We start from the raw sequence: 20,306 nt of genomic DNA on the forward strand, positions 1-20,306 counted from the left end.
ACATAAAAAAATCTTCACCGGCTTCACGGCCTATCAACCTCAAACCGGCTCAAACTATTCGAGATCAATAGAGTAAAGCTAGGAGGGAGTTTAAAAATAATATTTTACTCCCTCCTCTTATCCTGTTTCTCTTTGAATTTCTAGCGCTTTCAACAGAGGTAAAACGATTAACGCAATATCGCGTACCCTGCCTTACCTCTACCCGAATAAACGAGTACAGGGGTTTCCTCAAGTTCCGGGGTTTGCCCTACCGTATCATACAGATACAATTTCCAACCTGCAGAACTATTTGTCAAAATAAGTAAACGATTATAAGCCGGCGTAACTCCCCAAGGAGATTCTATATTCTCGATATAAGCGATCTTTTCTCCCGGGAAGGAGATTAATTCACTCTCACGAATCTCTTCACGAGAATCTTTATACACCTTCAACACATCACCGTCACCTTTCGACTTCGCGTAATATATCGCACTCGCGTATATTGAAGCTCCCCTCACCTCGGCATCTAGTATTTCACAATTCAATGGAACCGTATCAACTGACGTAAAGGGATATCCCGACATGGAATGCGAGACATTAAACAAATAATATTCATCTTTATTCTTATTCTTCATTAGGGCATAACCTGTACTGGTGTTTGCTATTTTTTTCGTCAGCAAACAAATCAAATCCGTGTCCATTTCAGTAGAAGAAACACTACCCGCCGGGGCATTACCGAATACATCAATTGTTGTGCCCCCGGCCGATGAATTATAAAATGTAGAAGTTGTTTTATCGAATACCATTGCAGCATTCATACTTAGTAACATATCAGAATGCAATTCATACATTCCCGGTCTCGCATACCCCAGTTTACCATTATTAGCGGACATAGTATATAGCGAATGAAGTTTTCCCGCGTTAATCGCATAATAATAATAACTACCTCCCACACCGAAATTTTGAGGATGGCATACTTCAGGTGTTTCATAAAAATAATGTTCATAATCATAAAACATCCCCATGTTATCCGCGTTAAAAGTCCTCATGTCCTGATCGCTCAACACGTGAAATGCTCTTTGATTCGATAATCTCGTGACTGTCCCGTCCGGATTCTCCACGTCAACAGAATAACGTGAAGATTGATAATACATCTTTACAGGTTTCCCCTTCATACGTTCCTGCTCGGAAGAAGCAAGCAGATTCTCTTTCAGCACACCTTCTTCTGTCACATAATCAATATCTGTCTCTCCGTTTTCTTCTTTCAATATATACCATCCGGTACCAAGATCCGACTGTACCGTCAATCGTACGTCTTTATACGTGTAGATGTCCAACTTCGGGTCGCGCAACTCGTACACTAATTTGTAAGTACCCGTCTCATAGGTTACTGTAAATGATAGTTTTTTCTCCAAAGATAAGGTGTCACGCTTCGGGGTGTATCCCGCCACATCAGTGGGTAAAGCATACCATAAATGGATATAACGCGACGTATCATCCATATTGTCCAATACCGGATCTATATTCAAGACTGTACGCATGACCACGGTCGTATCTTTAAAACCGGAAATAGTTACCGGGAATAAAGTCTCCTTGTCAATATAACTATAATTTCCCTTGTCATCAATACATGAATATACACCTTGAAGTAACACAGCCATTACCAAGGCTATTAATATATTTCTTAGTCTCATAAATCTTCTAATTATCAAAGGTTACTAATGTTCCATCTGCCTCTGCTAACGGCTTCTTAGGATGCGCGGCGTTATACTCTAACAACTTTTGCTTTGCTTTGGCACTTAAATAAGCGGCATACCCCGATTCCGGCCTTGTATCAAAATCTGTCAAACCGACCATCGTTATAATAAACCTCATCTTTTCGGTTCCCCATGACAACCCGAAATGATACCTCCAAAGCGTATTCCAGTTCGCCGGTTTTGTTGCCTGAGAGGTTGTCTTTACAACAAACCGCGTCCAGGCATCAATACCCGTTTTAAAATAAGAGTTTTCCACAAGTTTCAACTCAAAACGTATCGTATCCGTGTCTAAAGAAGGATCACGCAAAACGATCAACGGGAAATCGACACCTACCGCACCTTTAGAAATCTTAAAATGCTCCTTCATTTCCGGATCATCGAAAGCGACAAAATGCTTTCCCGGCACGGCAGCCTTCGGTTGTCCGGCATTTGCCAGTACCAACTCGAAAGGTCGATCATCATCCGCCGGATTGCCCATGGTGAGAATATAAATCAAAACGGTATCCCGCATCTCCTCTTTCGGTACCAAGAAAAAAGAATGGTCCAAACTATCTCTTTGGTAGATTTCATCCAAATTATCGGAATACTTAAAATAGAGCGCAGGAACATCCCCGTATCTCAACCCCGTCTCTTTTTCACAACCGGCGATACTAACAACCAGCAGGAATATCAATATACTTGCATTAATTATTCTCATAATATCTCATTTACTATTCAAACACACTTTGACTCTTAGGAATAGGCAACATATAAACCTCTTCTTTAATCGTTCTAGTCTTAGGCCAAGAGAATCTGGTAAAATTATGTTTCTTGTAAAAGAACCACATCTGTCCCTCACCGAAGAACTCTTTTCGATACTCCTTCTCCAATCGCTCCGAAACATCTTGCTCCGTTATCAACGAATTATCAATAGAGACATCCAAACTTCTCGACACGCGATACGCTTTAAAATACTCTCCGACAGAAGACAATGGTAAATCCTCAATCAATATTAAATACATTTCAGACAAACGAAGCAATGGCACTACATTTAACGGAGCGTATAGGTCATTCCCGGTATATTTCCAGAAATGGACTGCTTTTACATTATTCTGATAGGTCTTTTCTTCCCAATAACGCCCGGGCTTAACATTCACCTTATATCTTATATCATCCGGATGTACTGTGCTTTCATATGCTGTATTGATATTTGCCACAGTTTGAGTTAATAAAGGGGGTGCATCTTTAAACAAAGATTGCAAAATAGTTTGATGTTTGGGGTTATGTACCCCGAAAAGGTGTTCCGACTTCATCACCAGATTACTTCCTTTGAATATCGTACTATATATTGATTCCGTCGTCAGTTCAAACTTTGAGGTCTCATCCGTATTTTTAGCCTCAATCACCTCTTTCGCATACTTCACCGCATTTTCTTTATCCCCGATCCAATGATAGAATCGGGCTTTCGCTCCTTTTACAGCATAATAATTAAAACGTACCTGACGATAAAACTGCCACTCGTCCTGAGGCTTTCCTTCCCATTCAGAATCCGCGTACATCCGGTTCAACTGATCGTTCGAACCGAACACGATAGGATCCTTGCTCAAAAACTCCTCGGCAGCGTTCAAATCCCGAATGATCTTTTCACATACCTTTTCGTAAGTAATTGATACCAACTTACCGGGATCTTTCGTCATCTCTTCCTGATACGGGATAGCCGGCAATCCGTTTGCCCCATCGCCGGGGATAGGCCCGAAGAAACGTAAAATCTCCAGGTGAAGAAAGCCCCTCAATCCCAACGCTTCACCTTTAATCAACTCTTTATTCCCGTTGCTGAAACTCACCCCTGTCGTTTCCAGATTACCCAGCACATTGTTTAAATGCACAATACATTGATAATACTTTTTCCAAAGCGTTTCAAGTGCTTTTTCAACAGTCTCGTGCGTGTAATTAAAATTACTCATATTGTATCTTAATTGAGTATTACTTGTAGGAATCGTCCAATGCTGTGCCAACAACTCCGGCAAATACATCGAAGCATCCCTACCATAAAGATCCTTTTCTGCCAATTGGACGTACGCCCCCATCAATGCACTTTTAAACCCCTCCTCATTTTTATACATCTCCTCCTCTTTCATCTCATTACGAGGACTTACATCTAGCCAATCACTACATCCCGAGCTTATCGCGAACAACACCAACAGAATATAGCCATATTTCTTTTTTATAATATTTCCCATAATCTAAATTATTTAAAATCTAACGGATAATGCCAGTGAGAACTTACGCGAGAAGGGGTAAGTCATACCTCTTTCTTGCTTTATGGACGAAACTCTAAACACATCTTCCATGTATCCCGTTACAGTCAAATAAGAAATCCCGGCTTTCGCTAACCAGGGTGCATCCCAATCATATCCTAGTGAAATAGAACGACATTCCAACGTATTCTCATCCATCACGAAACGGCTTGAAGCATTCGTCGTTTCAGTATTTCGCACACTTTTGAACAAAACGTTATCACCCGGTTCCTTCCAACGATCGTACAACACGCGTTTGTCCGCGTTATTATACGGTTTAATATTTTCCACCCGGCTCACCAACGTGTAGTTATACATCTGACCGCCGTAACGGTAACCGAAAATAGCATTCAACGTGAAACCCTTGAAGCGAAGCATCGTGTTCAGATTTCCCCAAATTTTCGGTTCTTCAATGCCGCAAGGAACTTTATCTTTTGCATCCCATTTATAAGTTTCCGTCCCATCTAGCTTAACAAAAATCTCTTTTCCATTACTCGGGTCGATTCCCTTTGACTCCACGGCAAAAATCGTGTTCATCGACTGTCCTTCTTTGTATAGGAAACTCGGATTCCCTCCGGCTTCTTTATTCATTTGCTCGTTCAAGAACTCCAATGAATTTGAAATCTTCTTAATTTCATTCTTGTTACGAGCCAACGTACCCCCGACTAGCCATATCAAATCCCGTTTCGTATCCCGAATCAGGTAGACGTTCACGCCTAACTCCACCCCGGTATTGGCAACTTTTCCCACGTTCGCCTTGTAACTGCCGAAACCGCTCGCGGAAGGCAATGTGATGTCGGATAACAAATCATCCGTCACTTTGTTGTAGTAATCTGCATTGATACGCACCCGACCACTAAAGAACTCCAGTTCTGTCCCGATATTCAACTGCTTTGTTTTCTGCCATCCCAAATCCTCATTACCTAAAGCAATCATATATACACCGTACCATCCCTGGTAACCACCACCACCGTAATCCTTAAACGTTGTCATTGCCTGGTAAGAGTTGAAAGATTGCGAACCGGAAGTACCATAAGACAATTTTAACCGGGCGACATTCAGTACTTTATTGTCCGCCATAAATGCCTCGTGATGCATATTCCACCCGATACCAACCGACCAGAAAGGAGCAAAACGGTTATCGCTACCGAATTTGGAAGAGCCTTCCACTTTGACTGAAGCGTCCACAAAATAACGACGGTCATACGTGTAGTTCGCATTGGCAAGACCTCCAAGTCGCCTTGAAAAACTTTCGGTACCCTTCGGGCTGCCTTCTTTCTCGTACTTACTTGCCATACCCAGGAAATCCATATTTATATTGGAAATCCCTTCCGCCACAATCGTGAAGAACTCATCTTTCTCTTGCGCGAAATTATATCCCAAACCAACATACACCTGATGTTTTTCTGCAAAGACCTTCGAGTAGTTAAGTGTGAAATCCGCCTCATAATTAAATGCTTCACCCGTTCCGTAAGTATAAGTCCCTTTCCGATCGGAATCCGATTCCGAATATTTGGCAAAATCCGTGTGTTTGGCAGATTTATATTTATCCGAACGATCTGTTCTGGAAGTAATACCCAAACGTCCTCGCAAAGATAATTCCGGCAGTACCTGCCACTCTATAGCAAAATTATTTTGAATTTGCGTATACCGGCTCTCGTCTTTACTCGGTAATTTCGCGTTATAAAGCGGGTTATACACGGTATTTTTATCCTTAACCGTCGCGTATTGATAATCTTCCAATGTCATTACGAGATTCCCGTCTTCATCATACGGGCTCCAATAAGAATTAATTTTCGCAAAGTCATTAAAGGTACCGTAAGGCGAGTTATAAGAACGATTGAAAGATACCTGCAGATCATTCTGGAATGTCAAATTATTATACTTGTACGAGAGAAATACATTCCCGTTTAATGTCTTCCGATTAGAGCCTTTCATCGCTCCGGCAATATCATTATATGACAATCCGACAGCGTAACGGTAGATTTCATCGCCTCCTTCTGCACGTAAGCTATGCTTATGTCCGACTCCTGTCCTTACCGGGTATTTCAACCAATAGGTGTTCACGCCTCTTTCCGCATCCATCTTACGTTGATTATAGAGATCCCACAACTCTTGCATCGTTTCGGGTTCCTCGTCATCGTACAAACCGGCAGCCCATTCGTATTCCAGTTTTTCCCGCGCATTCAGCAAATTATACGAGGTTAGATCCGGAGCCTCTATATTCAGACTTCCTTTATAAGTCAACCGGATACGTCCCGGTTCCGGTTTTTTCGTCACGATAACAACCACACCGTTCGCCCCGCGCGTCCCGTACATGGCCGTGGCACTCGCGTCCTTCAACAAGGTGATACTCTCCACCTGATTCTCATCCAAGTCCATCATACGCTCCAACGAAATTTCGAACCCGTCCATGATAAATAAAGGCAGATTCGCCGTGCTTCGCGTTCCCTCCTGTAAATCCTTCACCCCGACATCCAAACTGGAAGTACCGCGCACCGTGATATCGGGCAACTTATTCGGGTCCGAACCGATCGTGATATTCTCGGCGATATTGAAACTCGGATCTATATTCCGGATGGAAGATACCAGATTCCGGTTTCCCACCCGCTGCAAATCCTTCGCGGTAATCGTCGTCACGGCACCCGTGTAACTCTCCTTCGCTTTCGTGAAGATACCGGTAACAACCACTTCATCCATCACCGCCACGTCCTCTTTCAACACGATCACGATCGGCTTCTCGTTCTTCACCTGAAACTCTTGCGTTTTGTACCCCACGAAAGAGAAAATCAAGATAATCGTATCCTGTTTTGGAATATCAAATTTGAAATTACCATCCACGTCCGTCACGAATCCTAATGTGGTGTTTTTAATCCGAATGGTCACACCCGGCAGCGTTTCTCCCTTTTCATCCTTCACGCTTCCAGTAAGCGCAAGTTTCTCCACGCTTTTCTTTTCCGGCTCCGGACGAACAATAATCAATCCCCCATCAAACTCAAACATCATTCCGGTATTCTTTAATACCCTACGCAATACACTCTCTACCGTTTCATTTATTGCCTGCACGGAGAACACACCTAACTTCTCCGTCTGTTCCGTGTTAAACACGAAAGACAGAACCGTCTGTTTTTGAATCTCATCAAACAATACCTTAATGGAAACATCTTTCAAATTAAGGTTTACTCGTTCTTGTTGACCTAATGTCGATGCTGACAAACCTAACGTGAAAAACAGCATCAAAGAAATACAAAGTTTCATCATTAATAAGACTTTTCGTTTTCTATGCCCACCCAGAAGTTGGCATAACCATTTTTTTCTCATATATTTGCATTATTAAGATTATTATTGGCGACAGTGCGTTTTTCTAGGACTACTCTGCCGCTATTGTTACAACGGGGAATGCGTCAACATTCTCCGTTTTTCTTTATTCTGTCACTATTATTATTTTATCTTTTATGGTAAAATCTACCCCCACCATTTTACTAATCGCCCTTAAAAAAATATCTATACTTTCATATTTTTCCATATGCCCGGTAAAATGATACCTCTTCACTTTCTCATTTCCGTAGATAATATCTACATTATACCAACGGGACAAGCTATTCAATATCTCTTCCAGACTCTCGTTTTCAAAAACAAAACGCCCGTCTCGCCAGGCCGTGTAAGCCGTGGGGTTCACCTCCCGAATACCCTTAAACACACCCTTGTCATTAAACTCTGCCAATTGCGAAGGCTTCATCATATATTCTTCACTCGAACCTTTTCCACGAACCCCCACCTTACCGGAGACCAACACGGTTTGAATCCCCCGGGCACTGTATGTATTCACGTTAAATTTCGTACCATAGACTTTCACCCGTACAGCATCCGTTACAACATAAAAAGGTCTGTTCGTGTCTTTCGTCACCTCGAAATAAGCCTCTCCCGACAAATACACCTCTCTCTTTCGCTCATCAAACATCACGGGATACTTCATTTCCGATGCAGCATTCAAATACACCCGCGTACCGTCCGATAATGTCACCGCATATTCTCCACCCCTGGACGTCTGCAACGTATTGTATTGTAATGACCCAACCGAACCTTTTACATTGTCATAAGCTATTCCGTCCTGTCCGTTCGTCACCGAAATATTCTCGTCCACCTGAATATCCTCTTGATTCGAAGGAAGCAAAGAGATCGTACTTCCTGAAGCTGTTATTAAAGTTGCTTTATATTCTCCCGGCTCGATTCGGGCGACAACAGGTATAGACCGGACGTCTTCCGGCATCCGCTCTCTTTGTAACCAATAAACAACACCTACCAATAGAGGCAAGATTATTATCGCAACGTATTTATATATCCGACGCAAACGATAAATCTTACGCTTTGATCTAATATAGTTCATATAATAGCGAAACTCCTTCTCTTCCCTTTCTTTAGAAGAAATAGGCCCGCTCGTCAAGTTCCATGCTTTTTTCAATTGATTAAAATACTCTTCATTCGCGGAATCTGTTTCAATCCAGCGAAACAAAGCCAAAATTTCTTCCGGGGTTGCTTTCCCGTCCAAAACTTTTAAAATCAATTCGTCTTTATCAAAGTTACAAGTCATTATTTCTTCGCTTTATACTTCTATAACGACCAAAGACAAATTTACCCCTAAAAACTTTCTAGAAATTTTGAAAAAAAATTACGCACAACAGCCATCCCAACTCTTTCCGCAATCGAGTGAAAGCAATCGTCATCTGAGCCTCAACGGTTTTCACGGAGATATTCAATTCTTCTGCGATTTGTTTATTGGATAATCCTTCTATTTTACTCAATTCAAATATTTCCCGACACCGTTCGGGCAATTTAGCGATAGCCTCTTGAATCGCCCCCTTCAAATCCTCTTCTAACAAAGCCAACTCCGCCTCCGGGGTTTCAATCACTTTCGAGAAATAAAAGTCCAATAATTCCTGATTAGCGTAATTACTTTCTACTTTCTGATGCTTAATCACATCCAAACAACGATTGTATACCGTTTTATAAAGATAAGGTCGTAACTGAAGATCCTCGTTCAATTCTTTACGCCTCTCGAACAAATTGCAAAAAGTCTCTTGTACCAAATCATTTGCCAATTCGGCATCATGAAGAATACGCCCGGCATAATTCAACAAAGGATTATAATACATACGAAACACTTGGGCAAAAGCATCCTCTTTTCCTCCTCGAAGTTCGATCATCAATTGTTTCGCATCATTATCTACTTTCATTATAGACCATTTTCCATTAGACAAATATACAACAATCTTCGGATAAAATAGAATATATAATAAACACGGTAAGGTCTCGTATTTCGAAATACAAAACCTTACCGTATAAAAACCATAAATTACAATTAACTTCAAATTCCCTTCAATCCCTCCAAAATCTTCTCAAACTCCGGGCTTGAAGGCTTCGGCAATTTCAAATTCATTACCCGTCCTTTCTTATCTAATAATATAAACCGAGGAATCGTTATTATTTTAAAAGCTATCATAGAAGACTCATCTCCACCTATCCACCATTGCTTTCCCTCCATACATCCATATTTCAACTCATCGAGCCATTCCTGTTTTTCCGTATCACAAGAAAGACTTATAAATACAATATTTTTCCCTTGATATTTTTCTTCCAATTCACCAAGAAACGGATATTCCCGCTTACACGGGTAACACCATGATGCCCATACATCAATCACCACATATTTCCCCTTAAATTGTTTCAACGTCACTTCCCGATTAGATGTATCCCGAAATACAAACTCAGGAACACGATCTCCTATTTTCAATTCAACAGTATCATGGAGCGGTATTGTTTCTTTTACCGCTTGAGTCCACCCGAACAACGGGTATAACATCAAAATAACAAACAATATATTCTTCATATTCACTTCTATTTCTTATAAATTCATCTTATTTTAACACGACACGCTACAAGTAATCCATGGAAACTACTCGCCCGTTAACATTACATACATTTTTCACTTTATCAAAAGTCCCATCTGTTTTCAATTGGATCTCGAAGACCGATCCGTCCCGACTGTTCCCTCCTGACATACTCGTCCCCAAATACAAAACCAAGTTTATTTCCGGAGAAGTATCATATTTATAATAAGTCGCCATCACAGTTCTCATGTAAACATGATCTATATTGTGCTGGGGTGCCAAAGTGTGAATATCAAGAATTTCCCGAATATCTCCGGTATAAAGATCCACCATATACAACTTATTATCTTTAGCACAAAACATATGAGGATACAATTTACTCATGGCAAAACTTTTAGCCTGTTCCACGATATTAATTGCCTCCTCTGACATGGGAGTAATACTATATGAAGCCCATGAATCCCCAGGCATTACCGCATCAAAACAAAGAATGACTCCAGTACCTTTAGAATAGCCAGAAGGATGCTCATCTTCCACAATACGACCAACAGCATAAGCTTGTAAAATTGCACCATTATTAGCATCGTTACCTTTCCCCATATAATAAACATATACTCCCGTGTCATTCGGATCAAACGCTTTAGGGTCATCTCTTTTCTGTGAAATATTCTTAAAATAACCCGTTATTGTTTCATCTCGAACGTCAAGAGTCCAAAACCGACAATTCAAATTATCGTAGAAAATATAAGCAAGACCTGTTACAAAAGCATATTTACTCAAATGATAATCGGAATATTCGGAAAACCTAGGCAAACGGACACTAGTACCGAAATAAGATTTCCCTTGGGATTGATACTGCAAATCACGACAATAAAGTTTCCCGTCATTTATCAGGTGATCGTTATACACGTAAATCGAAGGGAACGTAGATCTATAATACGCTTCCGGTTTTATTGTCACAGGAGGCACCATAAACATATCCCTCATATTCGATTCTTTAACCCGAGTTATTGAGGACACTGCGGCTCCTCCCGTCTCATCCCCACATAGAATCAGGATATTCTGGAGATCAGGATTCTGAAAAACTCTTGCATCAGCAATACACATCGGATTCCGCCCGACACTCTTGCCCTCATTCGCATTTTGATACACATTTTGACGAACACCCCCATCCTTGTGAATAACCGAAACATTCGCCACCCCATCAAGATCACTTAAAATATACAACCCACCGCTTTTGTCCGATATCGCCGTCATTTTAAAGTTTTTACGATAGTATATATTGGTCTTCGTGTTTTGGGCAAAAAAACGCAAATTATACTCACCGTTAGGTACATTCACGTTCCACGCTAAATTACGATCTCGTGAAATCGTATCGATTATTGCTGTTGACTGCTGAGCCTGCGCCCATATTGTCCAATAAAACACCAAATCACTTTCATCCTTGTCTATTGTTTGAGAGAAATAAGGTGTTAGTTTTAAAGTTTCTCCTATCTCTGCAAAAAAAGCATCTCCAACATCAACACCTTCATCATTAACAAACTTTTCAAATACAATCTCATTGATCGCATTATAGTCGTAATTACCTTTCTCCTCCATCATGTCACACCCGGTTAGGATAAACAATATAGAATACAATATTAAATAAATCTTTTTCATACCATCTATTTTTACAGGTTATCTATTTCCAAGGCAGAATTCGCGAATTAGGATCATTCGGATCTTCCAAAACAACATGGTCTCTAAAATAATTGTTGGCAATGATTCCCCAATTATTAAACATCACACGATCTTCAAACTCATAAATATAATGATCAGGGAGTTCTTCTATACCATTAGCCACTAATATGTAGCGGTGTTTCATCTTAGAATATGTCCCGAAATAGTAATACATATAAGTATATACATCACGCGTCCCCCAACAGGTCGGTTCTTGTACCTCGTTAGTAAAACGTATATCAAGATGTTGCAGATAGTGAATACCATTATCAAAATCATCATTCGCTTTGATACGAATATATAACCGTCTCTCTTCCGAATCAAGAACAGGATCCGTGTTATAAAACGTAATTTTAAGAGTATCATGATAATGACCATCACGAATAATCAGCTTTTCCGACATACTGTAATGAACATCTTTTATTGCTGTAGTATACTCATCCACGATTTCCAATTCAACGGAACGCTCCTTTTCAGACGCATATCCCGCTATTTCCAACGGGAATACTCGTTCAATTGGTTTCCCGTCCACATGAGTAGCAAATGACAACTTCATATCATTTTCTCCCTCTTTATACTTGAAATGAACAGTTGTTTTACCCTTGTCGTAATAACTATATTTCATCTCGCAGCTTGTGCAAATACCACAAATTGACACAAATAGTACTAGTATATTTCTGACTATTTTCATAATAACACTTTTTATTTTGTTTCGATTTGACCGTACTCGAACTCGTTAACCGGCAAATATTCAAGCAGATTATAAACCTCACTCATCTGAATACCAGGGGCATTCGGGATCTCAGAACTCTCGTACCCAAGCCGCTTGTAACAGAAAAATGTCTGTCCCTCTCCCGGGAAACGCTTCCGATATTCCTTCACTATTTCAGAAAGTACCTGGGCTTCAGACAAATCAACGTCAAGCGGACTATTACCCAACCCGAACTTTTCCCTGACATCATTCAATACCTTCACGGCTTTTTCCTTAAAACCAAGTTTTAATGACGCTTCCGCATATATATAAGCGGCTTCAGAGCCCGAAATGATAGGGAAGCCCGGCATCACGAACTGGTTATCTACCGAATATTTGGCCACTGTGCGATAAGACGCACCCGCAGAAGTAGAATTTTTAAAATAATTGAGCATCCTTAAATCCGTAGATCCATAAGTACTTATCTCATAATCAACCTGCACTTTTTCCTGCGTTTGAACTAAATAAGTATTCCCTGTCATACCACCCGAGAAATAAGTATTCGCAATACGTGTCATATTACTTTTATAAAGAGTAAAGATTGCTGCCGAACCCAGATCCACCCGTTCTGAGGTCAAGACTTCTTCGGTGGCTTTAGCCGCCGCTTCATAATCTTCCATGTAAAGACATACGCGTCCTTTCAAAGTAAGCGTCGCCAAATAATTCATACGTGCATCGCGATAATAGAAAAAGCCGTTATCCAACGTTGCATCCTCCGGCAAGCCACGTCCCCATTCTCCATCAGAATAAACTTCAAAAACAGGACTAATCGGGTCCGATTCATGAAGTAAAGAAAGAGCGGCATTTAAATCTTCCAAACAATGTTTCAACACGCCAGCCACCGTCAACTGTTTAAAAGGAGTACGCTGAAATTTATCCACGTAAGGAATAGCTTTAGCATCGGCAGAATTTTTGCAAGGTGGGGCTACCAACCGGAGAATATCAAAATGCACGTGTGCACGCAAAGCTAAAGCTTCTCCTTTTATCAAATTGTAAGTACGTTTATCCCGGAAAAAATCGGCATCAACGTCATCAATATTTGCTAATAAATTATTTATATTGGCAATGGCCGTATAAGCCGCTTTCCAAGCGCCTTCTATGTATCCCCTAGCAGTCGTATTGCTAAAATCATACTTGGAAACATAAAAAAACGAGTGCTGCGCTTCCGTGATATCGAAATATTGTGCCAATACATCCAGAAAACTGAGGGTGAATTTATCACCGTATAAATTTTCATCTCCCAACAGATTATAAACACCCAGCAGGGCATTACGAAAACCGGTTTCATCCTCGAACAATTTCTTATCGCGGACTTCAGACCTCGGTTCCACATCTACCCAATCTGCACAAGAAGAGAACATGAAGAATACGATGCTGATAATTGCTATTTTTTTCATAGTCTTAATATTTTATTTAGAACATAATACGGAGAGATACACGTCCCGCTTTGGCGTACGGGTAAGAAGTTCCGCGTTCTTCTTTTACCGTGGAAAGGAAAAACAAATCGTTAGTCGAAAAACTAAGGCGAGCAGCTTTTAAACCGACATGAGCCAACCAACGTTTTTCAAAATCATACGAAATATTAAATGACGAACATCTCAAATAACTATAATCAAACACGAATCGGGAAGTAGCGAACGTGGCATTTTGGAGACTAGCCGCTTTAAAAAAAGTGACATCCCCTACCTCTGCCCACGTTTTGTCATATTTTCGTTTATCGACATTCCAGAGCAAATAAGCCCCCTCGACTTTATCAACTAAAGTCTGGTTGTAATGCTGACCACCAATCCTGTAAGAAAAATAGGTTGTTAATTGAAAATTTTTCCAACCTACATTAATACCTATGGATCCTTGCAAGTCCGGTTCGTCAACACCTATGGGTACTTGGTATTCCGCCTTCCATTGATCCGTTATCCCGCCATCGGGCATTCTGAAAATCTCTGCCCCGGAAGCCGGATTAATTCCCAGAGACTTTAACCCCCAAATAGTTTTAGTCGACTGTCCTTCTTCATAGCGGACTTTTATTTTTGTAGATAGATAAGAATCCACCTCCTCATTCCACGCAGATACCGATGAAGAAAGCTTTTTGATAATATTTCTATTACGTGACGCATTAATGATAATATTTAACCAGGCATTTTGTTTCTTTATAGGGGATATTCGCACACCCAATTCCCACCCTTCATTCTTGATCTCACCGATATTTGCCTTGTATGAATCAAATCCGAGAGAAGGGGGGAGTAATATATCCGTAAGCAAACTTTTCGACAATTCATTATAATAATCGAAACTAATATCCGCTATCCCATCAAAAAAACTAAGATTTGCCCCAACGTTTCTTTTTAACACTTTTTGCCACTTAAGATCCGGATTACCCATTGCCATAAGCTGAGTACCAACACCTTGTGCATAAGGGTCAGGCTGATATTCATAAGTAACAACTGCCTGATAAGAATAAAAATTCTGAGATCCCGTGTACCCATACGAAGCCCTAAGTTTCAATACATCCACGAATCCCAATTTCTGTAAAAACTTTTCGTTATGCATATTCCAACCAATTCCGACCGACCAGAACGGCGCCCAACGGGAATCCTCTCCAAACTTACTGGAGGCATCGGCATTAACATTTATATCCGTCAAAAAGCGATTATCGTAAGAATAATTAATACTACCAACAATACTCATCAAACGTGAATTTTCTTCCGTCGCTTCAACTTTCCCGAAATCAGTACTATATTGCTGTCCAAATCCTATAAAATCAAGTTTTTCCTCCGAAAACCCTTGCATATAAGATGAAGCTTCATCCGTGTTATCACTTCTGAAACTAAAAATACCGTTAGCAAAGAGTAAATGTTTATCCAGTTGAAGATTATATTGTCCGCTTACCCGGGCATCAAAACCATAAGTTCGTCCGTTTGTCAAGGAGTATTCTCCCTTAGCATTCTGTTCTTTCTCCAAATATTGAGAGTGAGCTCCGGGCAAAAAATCATCATTCCGAGAGTCCTGCCAAAAAATAGAAGCTTCCGCCCGCAAATTAAAATCTTTGGTTAACCACAAATCTGACGAAAAATTATTTGTCCAGTAATTATAACGGCTACGGTGAATCTGATGCAATTGCGCATCTTTAAGAGGATTATTATCCACTCCCAAGGTGGAAGTATAATTCCCCGCTTCATCATAAAGCGGATAGTAAGGATTCAGACGCGCATATTTATCAAAACTTCTATAAGGAGAATCATTAGAAACCATATCCTCGTAAGACATCATATTCCGCAACGTGACACGGTCTTTTATGTTATATTGCAACATGATACCCAATGACTTAACTGTTCGATCAGACCCTTTCATAACACCGACTTCCCTATTCCATGAACCGTCTATAGAAAAACGGAGATTACCTTCTCCACCATCCAACGTCATCGAATGCTTTTGGCTTATAGCATTCCTCAACGGCTTGTTTAGCCAATAAGTATTATAACCTTTGGCAACCATTTTATACTTTTCATTAAGCTCGTCTGATTCTTTCTCGAGAAATGCCGGACGTTTGTCAATTCCATAAGCTCCGCCAATAATCTCCATTTCAACTTTTTCTCTCGCATTCAACAAATTATAGGAACGCAAATCAGGAAAATTCCCTCCTAAATCCAAGTTATACGTGACATTAATGGTACCCCCCTTGGGCAACTTCGTCGTGATAATAACTACCCCATTAGCAGCCCTTGATCCGTAGATAGCCGTAGCCGAAGCATCCTTGTGGATTGAAATTTGGGCAACACGCTGGGGGTCGAGGTCAAATATCTTTTCAGAAGAAACCTCGAAACCATCGAGAATAAACAACGGCATATTGGGATCACCCGTGTACTTCGCTTGGGCATCAAGGGATCCAACACTTTCCATTCCCGCTATACTCGTGGAACCTCGAATCTCAAGCTTGGGGATAAAGTTCGGATTCGAGCCTTGGGCAAGATTCTCTATCTGAACAACAGCCGGGTCTAAAATAGAAAGAGCCTGCAAAACGTTGGTAGGATTTACTTTTAAAAGGTCCTCACCTTTAAAAGATTTCACCGCTCCCGTGAAAGAATCTCCCGGACGATTAAAAAGCCCCATTACCACCACTTCTTTCACTTTATAACTGGCAACTTTCATGACTACATCCACCTCTTTCCTGCCCTTTAACGACTCTTCTACCGTGGTCATACCAATAAAAGAGAAAAGAAGCACGCCATCAGAAGGCACCATAATCTGGTATTCTCCTTTAACATCAGTTGAAGTACCTACCGTAGTCCCCTTTATCACGACAGTAACACCCGGCATCAGTTCACCCTCTTCATCCTTTACAACACCGGTCACACGTATCTTATTGTCCTTTTGCTTGGATTGAGATTGCTCTAAAGTATCTCTCTGCACACAAGGCTGAATAATAATCGTGTGATTCATCAACTTGTACGCCAAATTCGTTCCTTTCAAGCAAGCATCCAACACCACCTTGATATCCACATCTTCATAATGCAGATTCAGGTGTTGCACACTCTCCACGTGCCGGTCTTCGTACAGGAACGTGTAATCCGTACTTTTTTCCAACAACCGAATAACAGACTCGAACGAAGCATTCTCCACTTGCAGGGTCACCTTCGCCTCCTGACTATACACTCCGGCAGTCACTTGCATAGCCGATACTAACAAAAACAGTATCACAAACTTCATAACTAACCATGTTTTTAACCACCTTCTTTTCGAAAGAAGGTCTAAAATCCTAATTTTTTTCATACATTTGTACATTAGAGTAAAACAAATACCGGTTCGTCCGGTAACGAAAGACGGGATAGTGCCAATATTCCGTCTTTCATCTTTTTCAATTCATTTTTTGGTTATATATATCACATTGTCCTTGATATTAAATTTCACACTTCCGGTTACTTCCAACATCTCCACTAACTTATTAAACCCGTCATAACGTCGCACATTTCCAGAGAAACTAACCTCCCGGCACCAATCGTCCACGAACACCACTTTCACGTCATACCACCTCTCCACGATATTCATAATATCTTCCAGACGTTGTTTACGGAACACGAAATTTCCGTCCTTCCAAGCCGTGTAAGGATACACGTCCACTTTTCCCTTGCTAATACCTTTTTCACCTATCACACCTTGATCTCCCGGTGTAAGCTCCACGCTCTTTCCTTGCTTCGAGGTCAATAACACCTTACCCGACACTAATGTCGTCAATTGCTGTTTTTCCTCCTTGTACGAACGAGCGTTAAACTGTGTACCCAGCACCTTTATTTCACCTTCTTCCATCTCCACCACGAAAGGCATTCCCTCGTTTTTCTCCACCTCGAAATAAGCCTCTCCCGACAGATACACCCGCCGTTCCTCCCCCGTGAATTTCACCGGGTAACGCAATCGGGAAGCAGAATTCACGTAAACCACCGTACCATCCTGCAACTTAACCTTGAACTCTCCGCCTCTCGGGACTTTCAAGGTATTATACGCTAATTCTTCCTTCCCCACGCTCTCTCCCTGATAAGAAATTCCTTGCCCATCCTTCAAAATATCCACGCCATTCTCGTTCGTCAACGAATCCTGTAAATTTCCTCCCAGCAACAATCTTTCTCCCCCGGCTAATTCCAATTCCGCTTTCATCTCTCCCGGCTTTATTTCCACCACGTTCTCCACCTTCGCGACAATCGTTTTCTCCTTCTTCCCTAGAAAATGGAAAGCCACTCCCACGCACAACAGCGGTAACACGATCCCCGCGGCATACTTCATCACTTTTACCATCGGGAACAATCGCCTTCCGCCCGTGGCCTTATTCACCCGCTCCCAAGCGGCACGTTTATTTAATTCCCGAACCACCTCTCTCCGGCGTGAACGCTCTCTTCCCGCACGCAATCGTTCATACACTTCCCTATTTTTCTCGTTTTCCCGAATCCATCCCTCCAATCGCACCTTCTCCTCGGGAGTAATCTCCCCTTGCAGGTCGCTCGCAATTAACCGGGGAATATCTTCTATATATTCGTTCAAATCTTTCATTTCTTCAATTTTACACACCTATTACAATTCACATCCCATTCGGGGTGAAAAGAAAAATAAAAAAAGAATGATTTTTTTATTGATTCAATAAAACGACCAGCATACCTATATCCGCAATATTCTGTTTCAAGCGTTTATAAGCAATCTTTTTTTGTGTCTTCACCGTGTTTTCCGACACGCCCAACAATCGTGCTATCTCCTCGTTATCCTTCCCTTGCATAGCCAGCACAAAAATCTCCCTACATCTAGGTGGTAAATCCTGTTCCGTCTGAGCCAGAATACGTTCCGTCTCCTCCTCAATCACGTAATTGATAAAACAAACTAGCGAATCCAGTTCATTTACCATAGTGGCGGCATATTCATTTTTAATCCGCTCATGCTTCAAATAATTTAAAGCATTATTACGGCATACTTGATAAAGAAAAGATTTTAAATGAACCGTCGACATTATACTTTCCCGGTTATTCCACAACGAGATAAAAGCCTCTTGCACGCAATCCTCGCAAACGGCAACATCTTCCACGAAACGATGGACAAACAAGCACAAACTATCATAGAAAACATCAAAGACCTGCTGGTACACTTTCCGGTCACCAGACACTAATCCTTGTATCTCTATTGAAGTATCCAACTTCATGCTCACACCATTTAATTCATATCTCGAATTTGACAAAGGTAATAAAAAAACAAAAAGGACGGTCTAGTATGACCATCCTTTTTTATTTATAAATAAACGAAAGGATTCCCTTCCCCCGTCTTTATCTCTTTTTCATCTGATCCAACAGAGAAATCCCCACGTTGGCAAAATTCGTCAGTGAATGTTTTAATTGAGACATTTGCACCTGCTCAGCCAATTGTCTGGTTAAAGCCTCCAATTCCTTTTTCTGCTTTTTATCCCACTTCTCGCCAAGCGACGTGATCGGGTTAAAATACAAATAAGAAATTTTCTCATCCGACATCTTGGGGAACATCTCCTTACACAACCGTAAAGTTTCATCCGTATCTTCCGCCATCACGGCTTTTATCAATGCAATATACCCGTTCAAGTGTTCCTGTCCCGTCAAATGGTAAGATTCCAACAACTTTTCGGCATCCTCCACATCGGCAAGAGTCGCGTTGCGATTCCGCCCGCGGAGAATATCTTCCAGTTGCATTTCAAACAATCCCGCCACGGCAGCATCCACCTTCTCAACACCCACACCTTGCCGAAATTTCTCCACGTGCTTCAACAAATACACCATATTTCCCGAACCCACGGGCGACAACTCCCTGTTCTCGTAAATAAACCAATAAGGAGCCGAACACTTCTCGTCATCGTCCAAAGAAACCAATACTTCCTGAGCAATCCCTTTCGCTTTCTCCACGTCACGAGCCTGCACCAGAGCCTCGATATACTTCATCAAGAAATCCATATCGCGATTACCGTTCATGTACCGGACTTCCAATTTTCCGATAGAATTTTCATCCAATCCCTCCCGTACCTTCTTCAAGAACTCCTCTCCGGTTCCGGTACCGCCGATAACCCGGTGCAACAAACTTCCGTCCGTTTTCAACATCAAAAACGTCGGGTAAGACGTCACCCTGAACTTCTTCGCAATATCCCGTCCTTCCCCTTTCTCCATATCAAACTTCACGCACACGAAATGTTCGTTCATATAAGCCCCGACCTCCTCTAACGGCAAAATCTTCTCCGCCATCATCTTGCACGGTCCGCACCACGAAGTATAGCAATCTATAAAAACATATTTATCTTCCGTCTTCGCTTTCTCCAATGCCTTCTCCAACGTCAAATTCCGGAAATTCGTCTGTGCAAACGCAGACACAATCACAAACATACAAGTGAATAACAATATGATTTTCTTCATTTCTTACATTTTAAAAAATATCATTTTTACACGAA

14 protein-coding genes are annotated in these 20,306 nt (G+C 41.2%); all 14 read right to left on the reverse strand.

Features of this window, described 5'->3' with window-relative positions; genetic code table 11:
* Window positions 1-167: 167 nt before the first annotated feature.
* Window positions 168-1,673: a PKD-like family lipoprotein gene (locus tag Q5866_RS06020; protein ID WP_099291595.1), complete on the reverse strand. Its 1,506-nt coding sequence runs from the start codon at window positions 1,671-1,673 to the stop codon at window positions 168-170.
* Window positions 1,674-1,680: 7 nt separating this feature from the next.
* On the reverse strand, window positions 1,681-2,433 hold the full coding sequence (locus Q5866_RS06025; protein ID WP_099291594.1) for a DUF4843 domain-containing protein: 753 nt from the start codon (window positions 2,431-2,433) through the stop codon (window positions 1,681-1,683).
* Between the two features lie 13 nt (window positions 2,434-2,446).
* Window positions 2,447-3,955, reverse strand: a complete 1,509-nt coding sequence (locus Q5866_RS06030) for a RagB/SusD family nutrient uptake outer membrane protein (protein ID WP_099291593.1) — start codon at window positions 3,953-3,955, stop codon at window positions 2,447-2,449.
* Window positions 3,956-3,967: 12 nt separating this feature from the next.
* A complete protein-coding gene (locus Q5866_RS06035) occupies window positions 3,968-7,273 on the reverse strand; it encodes a SusC/RagA family TonB-linked outer membrane protein (protein ID WP_303179463.1) in 3,306 nt (1,101 codons plus the stop codon).
* A gap of 163 nt (window positions 7,274-7,436) precedes the next feature.
* Window positions 7,437-8,603: a FecR family protein gene (locus Q5866_RS06040; RefSeq protein WP_303179465.1), complete on the reverse strand. Its 1,167-nt coding sequence runs from the start codon at window positions 8,601-8,603 to the stop codon at window positions 7,437-7,439.
* A 58-nt stretch (window positions 8,604-8,661) separates the two neighbouring features.
* Window positions 8,662-9,246: an RNA polymerase sigma-70 factor gene (locus Q5866_RS06045; protein ID WP_303179467.1), complete on the reverse strand. Its 585-nt coding sequence runs from the start codon at window positions 9,244-9,246 to the stop codon at window positions 8,662-8,664.
* 131 nt (window positions 9,247-9,377) lie between these two features.
* Window positions 9,378-9,899, reverse strand: a complete 522-nt coding sequence (locus Q5866_RS06050) for a TlpA disulfide reductase family protein (protein ID WP_292265410.1) — start codon at window positions 9,897-9,899, stop codon at window positions 9,378-9,380.
* A 46-nt stretch (window positions 9,900-9,945) separates the two neighbouring features.
* A complete protein-coding gene (locus Q5866_RS06055; protein ID WP_303179470.1) occupies window positions 9,946-11,559 on the reverse strand; it encodes a PKD-like family lipoprotein in 1,614 nt (537 codons plus the stop codon).
* Between the two features lie 22 nt (window positions 11,560-11,581).
* Window positions 11,582-12,310, reverse strand: coding sequence for a DUF4843 domain-containing protein (locus tag Q5866_RS06060; protein WP_303179472.1), 729 nt, complete (start codon window positions 12,308-12,310; stop codon window positions 11,582-11,584).
* An 11-nt stretch (window positions 12,311-12,321) separates the two neighbouring features.
* A complete protein-coding gene (locus Q5866_RS06065; RefSeq protein WP_292265404.1) occupies window positions 12,322-13,767 on the reverse strand; it encodes a RagB/SusD family nutrient uptake outer membrane protein in 1,446 nt (481 codons plus the stop codon).
* 16 nt (window positions 13,768-13,783) lie between these two features.
* Window positions 13,784-17,074 carry a SusC/RagA family TonB-linked outer membrane protein gene (locus tag Q5866_RS06070; RefSeq protein ID WP_303179474.1) on the reverse strand — a complete coding sequence of 1,097 codons (3,291 nt, stop codon included), beginning with the start codon at window positions 17,072-17,074 and terminating at the stop codon, window positions 13,784-13,786.
* 153 nt (window positions 17,075-17,227) lie between these two features.
* Window positions 17,228-18,406, reverse strand: coding sequence for a FecR family protein (locus Q5866_RS06075; RefSeq protein WP_303179476.1), 1,179 nt, complete (start codon window positions 18,404-18,406; stop codon window positions 17,228-17,230).
* Between the two features lie 76 nt (window positions 18,407-18,482).
* Entirely contained in the window at window positions 18,483-19,043 is a 561-nt protein-coding gene (locus Q5866_RS06080; protein ID WP_303179478.1) for an RNA polymerase sigma-70 factor, read from the reverse strand.
* A 121-nt stretch (window positions 19,044-19,164) separates the two neighbouring features.
* A complete protein-coding gene (locus Q5866_RS06085; protein ID WP_303179480.1) occupies window positions 19,165-20,271 on the reverse strand; it encodes a thioredoxin family protein in 1,107 nt (368 codons plus the stop codon).
* Window positions 20,272-20,306: the final 35 nt, after the last annotated feature.

The sequence above is a fragment of the uncultured Butyricimonas sp. genome (genome assembly GCF_959596855.1).
In the GTDB taxonomy this organism is placed as follows: Bacteria; Bacteroidota; Bacteroidia; order Bacteroidales; family Marinifilaceae; genus Butyricimonas; species Butyricimonas muris.